Genomic DNA, 15400 nt, shown 5'->3' with positions numbered 1-15400 from the left:
GGTTCAGGCGCCGACAGCCGTACGGGCGGCGGCGGACTGCTTCACCCACGCCAGCACCTGCTCGGTGGCCTGCCGCGCGGAGGCCATGCACACCCCCACGCCCACCCCGTCGTACAGGGCGCCGCACACGGCGAGGCCGGGCTGGGCGGCGACCGTCTCCCGGATGCGCCGCACCCGCTCGAAGTGGCCGACGGTGTACTGCGGCAGCGCGTCCTGCCAGCGGCTGACCCGGCTGGCCACCGGCACGCCCTGCACGCCGGTGGCCTCGGCCAGCTCGGCTGCCGCCAGCGCCACCAGGTCGGCGTCGTCGCGGCCCAGCAGGTCCGTCTCGCCGAAGCGGCCCAGGGAGCAGCGCACGATCTCCACCTCGCCGGCCAGGTGCGGCCACTTCACGGTGGTGAAGGTGACCTCCTTGACCGCCTTGCCCTCCGGCGCCGGCACCCGGTAGGCGGCATAGCCGCGGCCCGCAAGCCCGCCGGGGAAGGCCGCGCGGGGGTAGGCGAGGGTGACCACGCCGACGCTGGCGTAGGGCACTTCGGCGAACGCCGCCACGGCCGCCGTGGCCCCGGCGACTCCCGCCAGCAGGCGGCCCGCGGGGCCGGCCGGGACGGCGAGGACGACGGCGTCCGCCGCGAGGTGCTCCACCCCGAAGGCGGTGCCCACGCTGACCCGCCAGCCGTCCGCCGTGCGGGCCAGTTCGCGCACGGGGGCGTCGGTGCGCACCGACGCGTCGGGCGCCGCCGTCAGCACCTCGCGCACCAGCACGGCGGGCAGCGAGCCGAAGCCGCCCTCGAGCGTGGCCACCCGCACCGGCGGCGGCTTTTGCCCCTCGGCGAGCACGGGCGTCAGCGAGCCGGCCGCATCCGCCAGCGAGACGTGCGAGCGGGCCGCCTTCGCCAGCGGCGTCAGCGTGGCCTCGAACGACAGGTCCGTGGCGCGGCCGGCGAACACCCCGGCGAGGAACGGCTCGACCAGCTGGTCCACGACCTCCTGGCCGAAGCGGCCGCCCACATGGTCGGCGACCGAGACGTCGCCGTCCCGGTCGAAGGAGGGCAGCACCAGATCCTGCCGGGCCCGCTCCACGCCCTCGGCGGAGACCACACCGGAGCGGGCGAGGTCGTCCATGTCGCAGGGCACGCCCATGAACTGACGGTCCGGCTGCTGCCGGATGCTGCCCCTGGTCCAGATCGCCGACGCGGTGACACCGGCCGACATGATCTTCTCGCCGAGTCCGGCGTCCGCGATCAGCCCGGTCGTGCGGCGCCGGTTGGCATACAGCGACTCCGCTCCCTCGTCGACGGCGACGCCCGCCACCTCGGAGACCTGCAGCTTCCCGCCGAGCCGGGAGGAGGCTTCCAACACCGTCACCCGGACCGGCTCGTTGCGCAGCTGGAACGCCGCCGCCAGTCCCGCGATGCCACCCCCGATGACCACCACGTGGGGCTTTCCACTCACCTGATCCTGTTCGCTGCCAGCCATTCCACCAGTTCCTTCGCGGTTGGGGTCGAAGAGGGGCGTCTCGCGCCGTCCCGCGGCGTCAAGACAGGTCCTGGCAGTCTCGCTGGGGGGCCCAGCCCCCCGGTCGAGAGCGCCTAGAGGGCCGTGCTCGCGGCGCCGAACCAGTGCGCGAGCGCGTCGGCGAGGTCCTCGACGGTGCCCGGAGAGGTCCAGGCGACATAGCCGTCGGGACGCACCAGGACGCCGTCCAAGGGCGCGCCCGGCACATCCCAGGGGCCGGTGACCACATCGACGCGGTCCCGGTAACCGTCGGCCACCGCCGCCGAGTTGGTGGTGTCGGTGTCGGATGTCAGCAGCAGTCCGCGGCCGGTGCGCAGCAGTTCCCCGACGCGGGTGCGCCGGCCGTCGGGGAGGGTGAGGGCGGTGTCGGGGGGCATGCGCCGCCCCAGCAGCGGGTGGGTGCCCTTGGCCAGGTCGTAGCGGACACCGAGGTTGCTCAGCATGCCCGCCGCGTACTCGGCGGCGCCCTTGTGGGCCAGCAGCTCGCCCACCACCTCGCGCACCGGGTCCATGTCCTCACCCGTCAGCCGCAGTTCGATCGCCGCACGCGCGTTGCGCGCCAACTGCTCGCCCACCGGATGCCGTTCGCCGTGGTAGGTGTCCAACAGCCCCTCAGGAGCATGGCCCTTGACGGTCGCGGCCAGCTTCCAGCCGAGGTTGACCGCGTCCTGCACGCCCACGCTCAGCCCCTGCGCCATCGCCGGGGGCTGCACGTGCGCGGCGTCGCCGGCCAGGAACACCCTCCCGCGCCGGTAGGCGTCGGCGGCCCGGGAGGCGTCGGTGAAGCAGCTGATCCACCGGCACTGCCCGTGGTGGATGGACTCGCCCGTCAGCCGCTGCCAGGCGTCGGCGAGGTCGGCGAAGGCGACGGCGCTCCGGTCGGCGGGCGGCGGGGTGCCCGCCTCGTGGACGACGACCCGGGTGACGCCGTTCTCCAGGTCCATCGCCATCACCATGCTGCCGCCGGGCAGGTCTTCCCCGATGCGCCGCTTGCGGGTGGCGATGCCGGTGACGTCGGCGGTGAGGAAGCCGCGCCGGCCCTCGGTGCCGGGAAAGCCGATTCCGGCCAGCCGGCGCACCGTGCTGCGCCCGCCGTCGCAGCCCACGAGATAGGCCGCGCTCTCCTCGGTGCTCCCGTCGGGGCCCTCCACGCTCACCACGACCTCGTGCTCGTCCTGGCGCAGGCCGCTCACCTCGTATCCGCGCAGGACGGGCACGCCGAGTTCGCCCACCCACTCCTCCAGCATCCGCTCGGTGCGGAACTGGGAGACCCCCCTGTGCCCGTAGTGGTCCTCCTCCAGCAGGCCGAGGTCGATCGGGACCCCGCCGAAGTGGCTGTCGGCGGGCTCGGTGGCACCCAGCCGGTCGAGCAGGCCGCGCTGGTCGAAGCATTCGGCAGTGCGCTTGGTGAAGCTCGCGCCGCGTGACTGGCGGGTGGGGGCGGACAGCCGCTCCAGGACGACGACGTCCACGCCGCGCAGGGCGAGTTCACCGGCCGTCATCAGCCCCACCGGGCCGGCCCCGACCACGATTACATCCCTGGCCATCTCTTCAACTCCTCATTCGAAGGGCGCCGTCGTGGAGCTCACCGGCCGGCCGGCTGCCGGACGCGTGCGGCGCCGAACCAGTGCGCGAGGGCGTGGGCGAGGTCGTCGACGGTGCCGGGAGAGGTCCAGGCGATATAGCCGTCGGGACGCACCAGGACGGCGTCCAACGGCGTGCCCGGCACGCTCCAGACGCCGGTGGCCACGTGGACACGGTCGCGGTAACCGTCTGCGGCCGCCGCCGAGTTGGTGGTGTCGGTGTCGGATGTCAGCAGCAGTCCGCGGCCGGTGCGCAGAAGTTCCCCGACGCGGGTGCGCCGGCCGTCGGGGAGGGTGAGGGCGGTGTCGGGGGGCATGCGCCGCCCCAGCAGGGGATGGTCGCCCTGGGCCAGGTCGTAGCGGATGCCCAGGCCGCTGACGATGCCGGCGGTCTGCTCGGCGGCGTCCTTGTGGGCCAGCAGTTCGCCCACCACCTCGCGCACCGGGTCCATGGCCTCGTCCCCGAGGTAGAGCTTGGCGGCCGCCCGGGCGTTGCGGATCAACTGCTCCCCGATCGGGTGGCGTTCGGCGTGGTAGGTGTCCAGCAGCCCCTCCGGGGCGCGGCCCTGCACGGTGGCGGCCAGCTTCCAGCCGAGGTTGACGGCGTCCTGCAGGCCGGCGCTCAGCCCCCAGGCGGCCAGCGGGGGGATCTCGTGCGCGGCGTCGCCCGCCAGCAGCACCCGCCCGCGCCGGTAAGTCTGAGCCAGTGCGGAGGCGTTGCCCGAGGCCCACACCCACAGGCACTGCGCGTCGTCGATGGACTCGCCCGTCAGCCGCCGCCACGCGGCGGCGACCTCGGCGAACGTCAGCGCACCCGGCTCCGGCCGGGCGGGCAGGTCCGGGTCGTGGACGACCACCCGCACGCGGCCCCCGCCCAGCGGGGTGCACACCACCATGCGGCCGCCCGGCAGCCGTTCACCGATCGGCCTCGGGCGCGGGCTGACACCGGTGATCTCCGCGGTGTACATGCCCCGGGTGGGCTCCCATACGGTGGCGGGGATGCCGGCCAGAGCGCGCACCGTGCTGCCCGCGCCGTCGCAGCCGGCCACGTAGCGGGCGCTTTCCTCACCCACCCCCTCGGGGCCGGCGTAGGACACCACGACACCGTCGGCGCTCTCGCGCAGGCCGGTCACCTCACGGCCGCGGCGCACCGGCACACCGAGCTCGGCCAGCCACTCGCCCAGCGCCTGCTCGGTACGGGTCTGGGACAGGCCCAGCACCCCGCTGTGGTCCTCGTCCAGCAGGTCGAGGTCGAAGCGGACACCGCCGAAGTGGCCCATCGGGCCCCAGCGGAAGGCACCCAGACGGGGCAGCAGACCGCGCTGGTCCAGACATTCGGCGGCGCGCCGGTTGAAGCCGAGTGCCCGGGACTCCCCGGTGGGCGCGGACAGCCGGTCGTAGACGGCCACATCCACCCCGGCCAGACGCAGTTCTCCGGCCAGCATCAGGCCGACCGGGCCCGCACCGACCACGATGACGTCAGTTGTTTTCATTCTTCAAAGGCCCTCTGCACTGTGGCAATGGTTGGCCATGGTGAAGCTACTCAGGGCAATCTCCGGCCGCAACGATTCCCCAATTCCCTGCACGGTGACCGGTGTTCGACCGCGGAGTCGGCGCAATTGAACGCGACACTGAACACTTGAGCATGCGGTCCGCGCCGCAGCAATATCGTCACAAGCCATCGGATTCTTTTCTTCTTCCGAATGCGCCCATTACCGCCCCCCTCGAAAGGAAGCTGACGTGACGGACGAGAAGATCGCCCTTGTCACCGGTGCCAACAAGGGCATCGGATTCGCCGTGGCGCGCCGGCTCGGCGAGCAGGGCATCGTCGTCTTCCTCGGCGCGCGCGACGAGACGCGGGGCAAGCAGGCCGCCGACGCGCTGGCCGCCGACGGCATCGCCGCCACGGCACTGCGCCTGGACGTGAGGGACCCGGCCAGCGTCGCCGAGGCCGCGGCGGCCATCGAACGGCGCCACGGCCGCCTGGACATCCTCATCAACAACGCCGGCACCGCGGGCACCTTCACCGGCCCGCCCAGCCAGGCCGGCGCGGCCGAGATGCGGGAGGTGTACGAGACCAACGTCTTCGGCGTGGTCACCGTCACCGGCGCGATGCTGCCGCTGCTGCGCCGCTCCAAGGCCGGCCGGATCGTCAACCTCTCCAGCCACACCGCCTCGCTGGCCCTGACCTCGGACCCCGACTCCCCGCTGGCGGGCGTGAACATGATCGCCTATCAGTCGTCGAAGACCGCGCTGAACGCACTCACGCTCGCCTACGCCAAGGAACTGCGCGGGACTTCCGTCAAGGTCAACGCGGCCCTGCCCGGAGTGGTGGCCACCGACATCAACCACCACCGCGGCCGGCGCACGCCCGCCGAGGGGGCCGCCGTCGTGGTCCGCCTCGCCCTGCTGGAGGAGTCCGGCCCGTCGGGCGTGTGCCTGGCGGACGAGGGGCCCATCCCCTGGTAGCGCGCGCCCCGACGCACGGCGGCCGCCCAGCGGCCGCATCCGACCGCACCGCCAGGCGCGTTCTTGGCGGGCACGAGACTTGGAGAAAGACAGTGGCGCTTGAGGGAACGATCCTGGTGCTGGGCGCAACCGGCCGGCAGGGCGGGGCGGTGGCCCGCGAACTGCTGCGGCGCGGCCACAGCGTGCACGCCCTGGTCCGCGACCCGGCCAAGGCGCAGGCGCGCGAGCTGGCGCAGGCGGGCGCGGTCCTGGTGGCCGGCGACATGGACGACCAGGCGTCGCTGACGGCGGCGATGGACGGCGTGCACGGGGTGTTCAGCGTGCAGACCTTCCGGGGGCCCGGCGGCGTCGAGGCCGAGGAGCGCCAGGCTAGGGCGGTGGCGGACGCCGCGGTGCGCGCCGGGGTGGGGCACTTCGTCTACAGCTCGGTCGGCGGCGCCGACCGCGACACCCGGGTCCCGCACTTCGAGAGCAAGCACCGCGTCGAGCAGTACCTGGCGACCCTCGACCTGCCCACGACCGTGCTGCGGCCGGTGATGTTCCACGACATCCTGCTCGACATCGCCCCCCGCCCGGCCGGGGACGGCCTGGTGCTGGCCATGTGGCTGGACCCGCGCATCCCGGTGCAGCTCATCGCCACCAGTGACATCGGCGTGTTCGCCGCGGACGCCTTCGAGGACGCGGGCGCCTGGCTGGGCCGGACGGTGGAGATCGCCGGCGACGCGCTGACCGGGCCGCAGATGGCCGCGGCCTTCGCAGCGGTCTGCGGCATCCCCACCCGCTACCAGCAGCTGCCGATCGAGCCGCTGCGCAACGCCCGCCCCGATCTGGCCAACATGTTCGACTGGTTCGAGCGCGACGGCTACCGCGCCGACCTGGAGGAGTTGCGCCGCACCCGGCCCGGCCTGGTCACCCTGGAGAGCTGGCTGGCCCAGAACTGGACGGCGCCGGTGGCCGCGGCATCCCGCTGAAGGACTCAGGTGAACACCGGCCCCCGGGTGCGGGTGCGCTTGAGCTCGAAGAACCCGTCGGTCGCCGCCACGGCGAGCACCCCGTCCCACAGCCGCAACGCGGCCTCACCCCGCGGGGCGGGGGTCACCACGGGCCCGAAGAACGCCACGTCCCCGACCGCGACGACGGGCGTGCCCACCTCCTCGCCGACCCGGTCGATGCCCTCGTGGTGCGAGGCGCGCACCGCGGCGTCGTACGTCTCGGCCCCCGCCGCGTCGGCGAGGCGGGGGTCGAGGCCCGCGGCCGTCAGCGCGGCCGCGTAGGTGGCGTGCTCCTTGGGCGCCCGCTGCAGGTGGAAACGGGTGCCGAGCTCGGTGTACAGCGCGCCCAACACCTGTGGGCCACAGGTCTGTTCGGCGGCGGCGCACACCCGCACCGGCTCCAGCCGCACGGCGAGGTCGCGGTGCCAGCGCTCGGGCAGATCGGTGCGCCCCTCGTTGAGCACGGTCAGGCTCATCAGATGCCAGCGCAACCGCAGCGGCCGCTGCCGGGCGACCTCGAGGATCCACCGGGAGGTCATCCACGCCCAGGGGCAGGTCGGGTCGAACCAGAAATCCACCGGGGTGGGGGTGTCGTGCCGCACGGGGCCTCCTCGACGTAGCCGGGCCGGAACAATTTGACAAGCCGTCCCGGAATTTCACTGGAGGAGTAGTGGACGCAGGTCCCGTTCAACCGCTCAATTCCCCGGTTGAACATTGCGGGAAGACAGGCCGGGAATACGGAAGTTGCGGGTTTTTGAATCGCCGACCTATGGTCTGGAATCCACGAAAATGGCGCTCCGAAAGGAAAGGCATGTCCGTGCTGCCCGAGGTTCGTGACCAGTCCGACTCCTACGCACTGCTCCATCTCATCCAGGGCGCGGTGATCACCCAGGCTATTTCGGTCGCGGCCCGGCTCGGCGTCGCGGACGTGCTGGCCGGCGGCCCGCTGTCCGCCACGGACATCGCCGCCCGCGTCGGCTCCGACGCGCAGGCGACCCACCGCCTGCTGCGCGCGCTGGCCGGGCACGGGGTGTTCGCCGTCCGCGGGGACGGCCGGTACGAGAACACCCCGCTGTCGGAGCCCCTGCGGGAGGACGCCCCGGACTCGATGCGCGGCTTCGCCGTGCTGATGAGTCACCCCATGCTGTGGCAGGAGTGGGGGCACCTGGCCGAGACGGTGGAGAGCGGCGAGGCCAACCTGCCCAAGCTGCGCGGCATGGGCGCGCTGGACTTCTTCCACGCCAACCTCGACTACGCGCGGGTGTTCTTCGAGGCGTTCGGCGGGCTGTCGGCCTCCGAGACCGCCCCGATCCTGGCCGCCTACGACTTCTCCGTCTTCGGCACGGTCGTGGACGTCATCGCCGGCCGCGGCAACCTGCTGGCGGGCATCCTGCAGCAGGCGCCGGACACCAAGGGCGTGCTGTACGACTCCAAGGTCGCCACCGTCGACTCGCCGGCGCTGTTCGAGGCGGCCGGTGTCGCCGACCGGTTCACCATCGAGCACGGCGGCTACCTCGACAAGCTGCCCACCGACGGCGATGCCTACGTCTTCAAGCACATCATCCACGACTTCTCGCGGGCCGACGCCGTCACCGCGCTGCGCAACGCGCGCGAGGCGATCGCCCCCGGCGGCAAGCTCCTGGTCATCGAGTACGTGATCCCGGAGACCAACGAACAGCATCTGGGCAAGACCATCGACCTGTGGCTGATGCTGATGCTCGGCGCCCAGGAGCGCACCCTCGCCGAGTACACCGAACTGTTCGCCGAGGCCGGCTTCCAGCTCACCCGCGCCGTGCCCACCAGCGCGCCGATCTCGGTCATCGAGGGCATCCCGGTCTGAAAGGCCGCTGCCTGACAAGGCCGCCCGCGCACCGCACCCGACTCGTTTCCCCGTACACCCCTTCAGGAGAAGACCCGATGACTGCACGGATGGACAACCCCTCCCTGGTCGTTCCCGGCGCCCTGCAGCCCCTGCTCGACCTGACCGAGGTCATCGGCAAGACGGGCGTGCCCAAGACCACCCTCGATCTCGTCCGGCTGCGCGTCAGCGAGATCAACGGCCGCGTCTACACCTTCCCCGACGACCCGGCGGGCACGTGGGACGAGCGGCTGCCGCGGGTGGCCGGCTGGCGCACCGAGTCCTGCTTCGACGAGGCCGAGCGGCACGCGCTGGAGATGGCGGAGGCCGTCACACTGATGACCGACCCGCAGGACATGGCCTCGGACGAGGTGTGGGAGAAGTCCGCCCAGTACTACACCGACGAACAACTCGGCGCCCTGGTCATGCACATCGGCCTGGTCAACCTGTGGAACCGGGTCAACGTCGCCACCCGCCAGGAAGACGCGGCCTGGCGCTGAGAAGGGAAGAGGGCCATCGTGCTCACGCTCATCAACGCCGGTCTGGGCAGGACCGGCACGACCTCGCTGAAGGCGGCCCTGGACCGGCTCGGTCACGGCCCCTCCTTCCACATGTTCGACATCGTCGGCGACGGCGAACGGCTGCGGCAGTGGGAGAAGGTCGTCTGCGACGGCGAACGCCCCGACTGGGCGGCCCTGTTCGCGGGCTACCGGGCCGCGGTGGACGGCCCCTGCGCCCTGTACTACCGCCAGCTCAGCCAGGCCTTCCCCGATGCCAAGATGATCCTCACGGTGCGCGACGCCGACAGCTGGTACCGCAGCACCCACGACACCCTGTACCAGTTCGCGCTGCGCAGCATGGCCGCTCCGCCCGAGCCCGGCAGTGCGCAGGCCCGGCTGCTGCGCATCACCCGCGCCATGGTCTGGGACGGGCTGTTCGGCGGCCGGTTCGCCGACAAGGACCACGCCATCGACGTCTACCACCGCCACAACGAGGAAGTGGTGCGGGCGCTGGGCGCGGACAACGTCCTCGTCTACGACGTGCAGCAGGGCTGGGAGCCGCTGTGCGCCTTCCTCGGCAGCGACGTCCCGCGCGAGGCCTTCCCGCGCACCAACGACACCGCGTCCATGCGGCAGCGGATCGTGAAGGCGGCCGGCGCGGCCGCCACCGGTTGAGTTCGGCGAGGAGAACTACGGTGCTGATAACGGAAATGACGGTCCCCGGCGCCTACCGCCTCCAACCGGAGCCGCTGAGCGACCGCAGGGGCCACTTCTTCGAGTCGGTGCGGGCCAGCGAGCTGCTGGCCGCCAGCGGCTGGGAGTTCACGGTCCGTCAGGTCAACTACTCGGTGTCGCGGCGCAACACCCTGCGGGGCATCCACGGCACCACGGTGCCGCCCGGCCAGGACAAGTTCGTCACCTGTGTGCGCGGCAGCGCCCTCGACATCGCCGTCGACCTGCGCGTCGGCTCGCCGACGTTCGGCCACTACGACGTCACCCTGCAAAGCCCCGAGACGAAGACGGCCGTGTACCTGCCCGACGGGGTCGGGCACGCCTTCCTCGCCCTGACCGACGACACCTGCATGAGCTACCTGTGCTCGCATGAGTACGTGCCGGGCACGATGATCGACGTCGACGCGCTCGACCCGGACCTCGCCCTGCCGTGGGATCTGAAGGAGCCGCCGATCCGCTCGGACAAGGACGCCGCGGCGCCCACCCTGGCCCAGGCGGCGGCCGCCGGCCTGCTGCCCACCTACGCCCAGTGCCCGCCCCGCCCGCTCACCCCCGCACGTTAGAGCCGGCGGGGGAGTGGCAGACGGCGGGCGGCATCCCCGGGATGCCGCCCGCCGTCTTCCTGCTTTTGCGGTGCGCCCCGTCGGGGCTCACCGGGCGGCGCCCACCAGGCCCTGTCCGTCCAGGGCGTGCGCGCGGATGCCGGCCATCAGCCCCGCCTGGCGCACCAGGTCGCGGTGGTGCTCCGCCCGCGCCGCCGGGTCGCGTACGGCCTTGTGGAACGTGGTGAACACCCCGAGGAACTGATCCGAGGCCGAGGCCCGGATCCGTGTCTCGCGGTCCTTCTGCTCCAGGCGCAGCACCGGGCGGGCGCCCGCCGAGGGCGTGAACGCCCACTCCAGCACCAGCCGCCCTTCGCTGCCCCACAGCTCATAGGCCGACCGGTAGCCGTGGGACAGCCCGAAGGAGCAGTGCGCGGTGATGCCGTCGTCGTCGCCCAGCAGCGCCGCCCCGGACACGTCCACGCCCAGCTGCGCATCCCACCTCAAGGCCGCGCCCAGCACCCGCGCCGAGGGCCCCAGGTAGGCCTGGGAGGCGCGCACCGGATAGCAGCCCACCTCCCACAGCGCCCCGCCGCCCAGGTCCGCCTGGTACTTGATGCCGCGCGGATCGGTCGGCGGAATGCCGAACGTGCCGTGGTAGGAGCGCAGTTGCCCGATCGCCCCGTCGGCGAGCAGCGCCTGCGCCTGGCTGTGCTGGGGGTGGCGCAGGAACGCGAAGTTCTCCATCAGGGCCAGGCCGCGCTGCTCGGCGAGCGCGACGAGGTCCCGGGCCGTCTCCTGGGCGGGCACGGCGGGCTTCTCGATCAGGACGTGCTTTCCCGCCTCCAGCGCCCGCCGCGCCCATGTGGCGTGCTCGCTGTTGGGCAGCGGGATGTAGACCGCGTCGATGCCGGGCACCTCCAGCAGCCGCTCGTAACCCTCTACGGCCGCGCAGCCGGCGCCGGCCGCCACCCGCTGGGCCTTCTGCCCGGAGCGGCTGGCGACCGCGACCAGATGGAACGGCGAGCGGCGGATCGCGGGCAGGGCCCGGCGGGTGGCGATGTCGGCGCATCCGATGATGCCGATACCGGCCCTCTGCTCGGATTCGAGATCGGGCGTCAGATCTTCGTTTTCCACAGGTCCACCTAAACGACGACAGTAAAAGCGCATGCCTGAACCGGTATGCCGTCAGCCTGAGTAAGCACACCCGTGCCTGTCAACAGGAGGAAATTCGATCGCGGAGGGATCCGGGGAAACTTTCGGCCGGGTGGCCGACGCCGATAAAGTGCGGGCACCGCCTAAATTGGCACGAAGTTACTGAGGAGGCCCCACGGTGAAGGGCATCATCCTGGCCGGCGGCAATGGCACGAGGCTCCATCCGATCACTCTCGGGGTCTCCAAGCAAATGCTTCCGGTCTACGACAAGCCGATGATTTACTACCCGCTTTCGGCTCTCATGCTGGCGGGGATCACCGAAATAGAGATCATCACCACGCCCGGGGATGCGGAGATGTTCCGGCGGCTGCTGGGCGACGGCTCCTGGCTGGGCATCACCCTGACCTACGCGGAGCAGGACAAGCCCCGCGGGCTGGCGGACGCGTTCCTGGTCTCCGCCGACCACATCGGCGACGACTCCGTCGCCCTGGTGCTGGGCGACAACATCTTCCACGGCTATGAGTTCGGACCCATGCTCCAGCGGGCCGCGCAGGACATCGAGGGCTGCGTCCTGTTCGGCTACCAGGTCCGCGACCCCGAACGCTACGGGGTCGGCACCCTCGATGAGCAGGGCCGGCTCATCGCTCTGGAGGAGAAGCCCGCCCACCCCAGCACCAACCTGGCCATCACCGGGCTGTACCTCTACGACAACCAGGTCGTCGACATCGCCCGCCGGCTGCGGCCTTCCGAACGCGGCGAGCTGGAGATCACCGACCTCAACCGCGTCTACCTCGAGCGCGGCCAGGCCCGGCTGATCCCCCTGGGGCGCGGCTTCGTCTGGCTGGACACCGGCACCCACGACGCGCTCATGGAGGCCGGCGACTACGTGCAGGTCCTCGAACACCGTCAGGGCGTGCGCATCGCCTGCCTGGAGGAGATCGCCTGGCGCATGGGCTACATCGACCGGGAGTCCTGCTACCGGCTCGGCAGCCGCCTGGCCCACTCCTCCTACGGCCAGTACGTCATGGAGATGGCCCAGGCCGGCTGAACCCCGCGCACCGCGCGTTCCCGCCCCGCAACGGAAAGAAGTGCTGCAGCCATGAAAATACTGTTCACCGTCGGTGGCAGCCAGGCGGCCGTCTTCGGCGTCGCCCCGCTGGCCGCCGCCGCCCGCAACGCCGGCCACGAGATCCTGCTGGCCGCCGACGAACCGCTGATGGCGGCCGCCCAGTCCGTCGGCCTGCCCGCCGTCTGCATCACCCCCGAGCGCATGCGCTACGGCCAGGACGCCCTGACCGCCGCCGGCCGCATCGACGCGCTGCTGGAGCTGACCGGGCAGTGGACCCCCGACCTGGTCGTCGGGGGCCTGTCCCACGTGCCGAGGGTGCTCGCCGCGAAGCTGAAGGTGCCCTACGTCCGCCACATCTGGCACATCGCTCCCATGGCCCGCCGCGACGCCACCGCAGTGGCCGAACTGGCCCCCCAGCTGGAGCGCCTGGGCCTGAGCGAACTGCCGGCCCCCGACCTCTTCATCGACCTGTGCCCGCCCCCGCTGCGCCCGCCCGGCGCGCCGGCCGCGCGGGCGATGCGCTGGGTCCCCCGGGTCAGCCAGCGCCGCATCGAGCCGTGGATGTACACCCGCCCCGAAGGCCGCCGCCGCGCCCTGATCACCGCGGGCACCCGCAACCTGCTGCTGGACACCTCCGCCGGCTCGCTGCGCCCGCTGGTGGAGGAGCTGACCGGCGCGGGCGTGGAGGTGCTGATCGCGGCCCTTCCCGAGGCCGCCGAGCGGTTCGCAGCGGAGCTGGGCGACGTACGCATCGGCTGGATCCCGCTGGACGTGGTCGCCCCCACCTGCGACCTCGCCGTCCACCACGGCGGGGCCACCACGGCCATGACGCTGCTCAACGCCGGGGTACCCCAGCTGATCGTTCCCGACAACGGCTACGGCAAGGCCGTCGCCGAGGCCATCAGCGGCTACGGCGCCGCGGTGCTGGTGGACCGCCACCGCCCGCAGGGACAGGACCCGCAGGCGGCGGTCGTGGCGGGCTGCCTGGAGATCCTCAGCGAGCCCCGGTACGCGCAGCGGGCCCGCGCCGTGGCCGCCCAGGCCGCCACGCTGCCCACCCCGGACGAGGTGCTGCGCGAGATCGAGGCCCTCGCCTCCCGCTGACCCGAGCACCCGGCCGCCCGCATCGCACATGCATCACGCGGATCGCCCCGGGACCGACGGAGAGGTTCTCCGCGGTTCCGGGGCGATTGCGCGATGGCCGGGGCCGACGTGCCGGCCGTCAGACCAGCGCCTCCAGCCGGGGCACGATCTCGGCGGGCGTGGGCAGCGTCGCGATCTCCTTGGCGACGAACTGCGTCCGCTCGGTGTAGCTGGGGTTCTCCAGCAGCTCCTTGCACGCCGCGGCGATCACTTCACCGGGCGCCTTGTCGGGCTCCTGGGCCTGCGGCCACAGCGTCTTGCCGGCACCGAAGTCGGTGATGGCCTTGGCGATGGCCTCCCGGTGGTAGTTCGGCGGGAACTCCGGCGGGTTCTCCGGGATGACCAGCTGCGGCACGCCGTTGGCCATCAGCGTGGTGGCGGTGGTCGCACCGCCGTGGTGGACGGCCAGGTCACAGGTGGCGGCGGTGACGTCCATCGGGATCCAGCCCACGCGCGCGGTGCCCAGCTCGGCGCCGAACCGCTCCACGGCGCCGGGGTTCGCCGCGATCAGCGCCTCCGCGCCCAGCTTCTCCAGCTCCTTGACCAGCAGCGGCATGGACCAGCCCGGGTCGCGGAACATCAGGCTGCGGAAACCGGAGGTGATCACCACGCGCTTGCGGCCCTCGGGCCGGGTGTACATCCAGCGCTCCAGCCGGCGCTGGGGGTTGCTGGGGATCCAGCGCATCGGCTGCGCGGCCGGGTCGTGCGAGGGCCGCAGCGACGGCGGGGTGGAGTCCAGCAGCAGATCGGGCGTGAGCAGCCCGTCCACGCCCAGGCGCTCCATCTCGGGCCGCAGCTCCGCCTCGGCGCCGGGGTCGATACCGGTGAGCGGGATGCCCAGGTACTCGATGTGGCGCACGTAGGGGACCTTCAGGTGGGCGGCGAGCAGCATCGCGGCGTAGCTCTGCGAGCTGCCCACGACGACGTCCGGGGTCCAGTCCTTGGCCAGCTCCAGCAGGGACTTCACCCCGGCCAGGCCCATCTGCGCGAAGCCGCGGCCCTGCCCGAACATCTCCTCGTCGCCCAGCTCGCGGGGGAAGCGCAGCCCCTTGCCGGGGTTGCTGATCCGCATGAAGTGCCGGATCGGGTCGACGGTGAAGCAGAAGGTGGGAAGGCCGATGGCCTCCGCGGTCTCCACCCACGGCTCGTGGGCGGCCAGCATGACGTGGTGGCCCGCGTTGCGCGCGGCCGTCGCCAGCGGGGCAGCGGCATAGTAGGTGGCCTGACTGCCCGTGGTTATGAACAGGATTTTCATGGCACTCCGGATGCTTTTCGTGGGATGCGGCCTGCGGCATTCGCGAACTGTACCGATGGTCCGCAGCGCGGCCGTTTTCTGTCAAACACCGGCAATTGGCAAGCCCGTTCATTCGCGGATTTCCCGCAGTTGAACGGGTTATTCTCCGGGCGTCGTTGCGCACGCTTCGGCCGCTGACCATCATGAGGTCGGTACGTGTGGCCAGGAAGCCTTCAGAAAACCGGATACCGAAAGTCGGTGGCACATGAACAACCTGATCTACGAAGCCCGGATGGCTCTCCGTGACGTCATGGAAGTGAACATCTACAGCCAGGGAAACGACAAGGTCTATCTGACCGTTTTCCCGGAGCTGGTCTGGGAGGGCACGGAAAAGACGCAGCCGGAGAAGGTCGTGCGCAACGTCATCGGCCGCCTCCACGACATGGACCTGGACGTCGCCGACGGCGAGGCGTCCGTGCGCACCCTGCTGGACTCCGGCCCCGTGGAGATCGTCCGCAAGGCCGCCTGACCGCGCCGCCCCCCTCTTTTATTTGTGTGTTGCGAGTGCCCGCGCCGACCACCGCCGCGGGCACTCGTCGTTGAAA

15 protein-coding genes are annotated in these 15400 nt (G+C 71.9%); 9 read left to right on the top strand and 6 right to left on the bottom strand.

Features of this window, described 5'->3' with window-relative positions; genetic code table 11:
- Positions 1-3: 3 nt before the first annotated feature.
- The 3 genes from hemG to ACIGDI_RS33550 form a co-directional block, all read right to left on the bottom strand.
- The gene (hemG, locus tag ACIGDI_RS33560; protein WP_399904681.1) at positions 4-1479 is read right to left on the bottom strand and encodes a protoporphyrinogen oxidase; all 1476 of its coding nucleotides are present in this window, start codon (positions 1477-1479) and stop codon (positions 4-6) included.
- 113 nt (positions 1480-1592) lie between these two features.
- Positions 1593-3065: an FAD-dependent oxidoreductase gene (locus ACIGDI_RS33555; RefSeq protein ID WP_399904678.1), complete on the bottom strand. Its 1473-nt coding sequence runs from the start codon at positions 3063-3065 to the stop codon at positions 1593-1595.
- A 38-nt stretch (positions 3066-3103) separates the two neighbouring features.
- On the bottom strand, positions 3104-4594 hold the full coding sequence (locus ACIGDI_RS33550) for an FAD-dependent monooxygenase (protein ID WP_399904675.1): 1491 nt from the start codon (positions 4592-4594) through the stop codon (positions 3104-3106).
- A gap of 247 nt (positions 4595-4841) precedes the next feature.
- Between ACIGDI_RS33550 and ACIGDI_RS33545 the strand changes: the two genes are divergently transcribed.
- Positions 4842-5570 (top strand): SDR family oxidoreductase, encoded by a 729-nt coding sequence (locus ACIGDI_RS33545; RefSeq protein WP_399904673.1) that lies wholly within the window; start codon positions 4842-4844, stop codon positions 5568-5570.
- A gap of 92 nt (positions 5571-5662) precedes the next feature.
- Entirely contained in the window at positions 5663-6541 is an 879-nt protein-coding gene (locus ACIGDI_RS33540) for an NmrA/HSCARG family protein (RefSeq protein ID WP_399904670.1), read from the top strand.
- Between the two features lie 5 nt (positions 6542-6546).
- Here ACIGDI_RS33540 and ACIGDI_RS33535 read toward each other — a convergent pair whose 3' ends face one another.
- Positions 6547-7164 carry a DsbA family protein gene (locus ACIGDI_RS33535; protein WP_399904667.1) on the bottom strand — a complete coding sequence of 206 codons (618 nt, stop codon included), beginning with the start codon at positions 7162-7164 and terminating at the stop codon, positions 6547-6549.
- 209 nt (positions 7165-7373) lie between these two features.
- On the opposite strand from ACIGDI_RS33535, the gene ACIGDI_RS33530 reads away from it, so the two are divergent.
- The 4 genes from ACIGDI_RS33530 to ACIGDI_RS33515 all read left to right on the top strand — a co-directional run bounded on the left by ACIGDI_RS33530 (position 7374) and on the right by ACIGDI_RS33515 (position 10215).
- Positions 7374-8402 (top strand): methyltransferase, encoded by a 1029-nt coding sequence (locus ACIGDI_RS33530; protein WP_399904664.1) that lies wholly within the window; start codon positions 7374-7376, stop codon positions 8400-8402.
- Between the two features lie 77 nt (positions 8403-8479).
- Positions 8480-8920, top strand: coding sequence for a carboxymuconolactone decarboxylase family protein (locus ACIGDI_RS33525; protein WP_399904661.1), 441 nt, complete (start codon positions 8480-8482; stop codon positions 8918-8920).
- 18 nt (positions 8921-8938) lie between these two features.
- On the top strand, positions 8939-9595 hold the full coding sequence (locus tag ACIGDI_RS33520; protein WP_399904659.1) for a sulfotransferase family protein: 657 nt from the start codon (positions 8939-8941) through the stop codon (positions 9593-9595).
- 20 nt (positions 9596-9615) lie between these two features.
- Positions 9616-10215: a dTDP-4-dehydrorhamnose 3,5-epimerase family protein gene (locus ACIGDI_RS33515; protein ID WP_399904657.1), complete on the top strand. Its 600-nt coding sequence runs from the start codon at positions 9616-9618 to the stop codon at positions 10213-10215.
- A gap of 87 nt (positions 10216-10302) precedes the next feature.
- On the opposite strand, the gene ACIGDI_RS33510 is transcribed toward ACIGDI_RS33515, so the two are convergent.
- Complete coding sequence (locus ACIGDI_RS33510; protein WP_399904654.1) at positions 10303-11331, bottom strand: Gfo/Idh/MocA family protein; 1029 nt, start codon at positions 11329-11331, stop codon at positions 10303-10305.
- Positions 11332-11527: 196 nt separating this feature from the next.
- Here ACIGDI_RS33510 and rfbA point away from each other — a divergent pair, with 196 nt between their 5' ends.
- The gene (gene rfbA / locus ACIGDI_RS33505) at positions 11528-12397 is read left to right on the top strand and encodes a glucose-1-phosphate thymidylyltransferase RfbA (RefSeq protein WP_399904651.1); all 870 of its coding nucleotides are present in this window, start codon (positions 11528-11530) and stop codon (positions 12395-12397) included.
- 51 nt (positions 12398-12448) lie between these two features.
- Positions 12449-13522: a glycosyltransferase gene (locus ACIGDI_RS33500; protein WP_399904648.1), complete on the top strand. Its 1074-nt coding sequence runs from the start codon at positions 12449-12451 to the stop codon at positions 13520-13522.
- 118 nt (positions 13523-13640) lie between these two features.
- Here ACIGDI_RS33500 and ACIGDI_RS33495 read toward each other — a convergent pair whose 3' ends face one another.
- Positions 13641-14816, bottom strand: a complete 1176-nt coding sequence (locus ACIGDI_RS33495; RefSeq protein WP_399904645.1) for a glycosyltransferase — start codon at positions 14814-14816, stop codon at positions 13641-13643.
- Positions 14817-15087: 271 nt separating this feature from the next.
- On the opposite strand from ACIGDI_RS33495, the gene ACIGDI_RS33490 reads away from it, so the two are divergent.
- Complete coding sequence (locus ACIGDI_RS33490; RefSeq protein ID WP_399904642.1) at positions 15088-15324, top strand: hypothetical protein; 237 nt, start codon at positions 15088-15090, stop codon at positions 15322-15324.
- Positions 15325-15400 lie beyond the last annotated feature (76 nt).

It is taken from the genome of Streptomyces sp. NPDC085900 (assembly GCF_044540925.1).
Taxonomy (GTDB): domain Bacteria; phylum Actinomycetota; class Actinomycetes; order Streptomycetales; family Streptomycetaceae; genus Streptomyces; species Streptomyces gilvifuscus.
Note: the sequence above shows the minus strand (reverse complement) of the source record. Positions and strands in the feature narration are given on the sequence as shown.

Excerpts from the sequence above, each read along its gene's own strand:
- ACIGDI_RS33530 (WP_399904664.1), top strand. The coding sequence starts at position 7,374 with ATGTCCGTGCTGCCCGAGGTTCGTGACCAGTCCGACTCCTACGCACTG.
- ACIGDI_RS33550 (WP_399904675.1), bottom strand. The coding sequence starts at position 4,594 with ATGAAAACAACTGACGTCATCGTGGTCGGTGCGGGCCCGGTCGGCCTG.
- ACIGDI_RS33555 (WP_399904678.1), bottom strand. The coding sequence starts at position 3,065 with ATGGCCAGGGATGTAATCGTGGTCGGGGCCGGCCCGGTGGGGCTGATG.
- ACIGDI_RS33525 (WP_399904661.1), top strand. The coding sequence starts at position 8,480 with ATGACTGCACGGATGGACAACCCCTCCCTGGTCGTTCCCGGCGCCCTG.
- ACIGDI_RS33490 (WP_399904642.1), top strand. The coding sequence starts at position 15,088 with ATGGCTCTCCGTGACGTCATGGAAGTGAACATCTACAGCCAGGGAAAC.
- hemG (WP_399904681.1), bottom strand. The coding sequence starts at position 1,479 with ATGGCTGGCAGCGAACAGGATCAGGTGAGTGGAAAGCCCCACGTGGTG.
- ACIGDI_RS33495 (WP_399904645.1), bottom strand. The coding sequence starts at position 14,816 with ATGAAAATCCTGTTCATAACCACGGGCAGTCAGGCCACCTACTATGCC.
- ACIGDI_RS33500 (WP_399904648.1), top strand. The coding sequence starts at position 12,449 with ATGAAAATACTGTTCACCGTCGGTGGCAGCCAGGCGGCCGTCTTCGGC.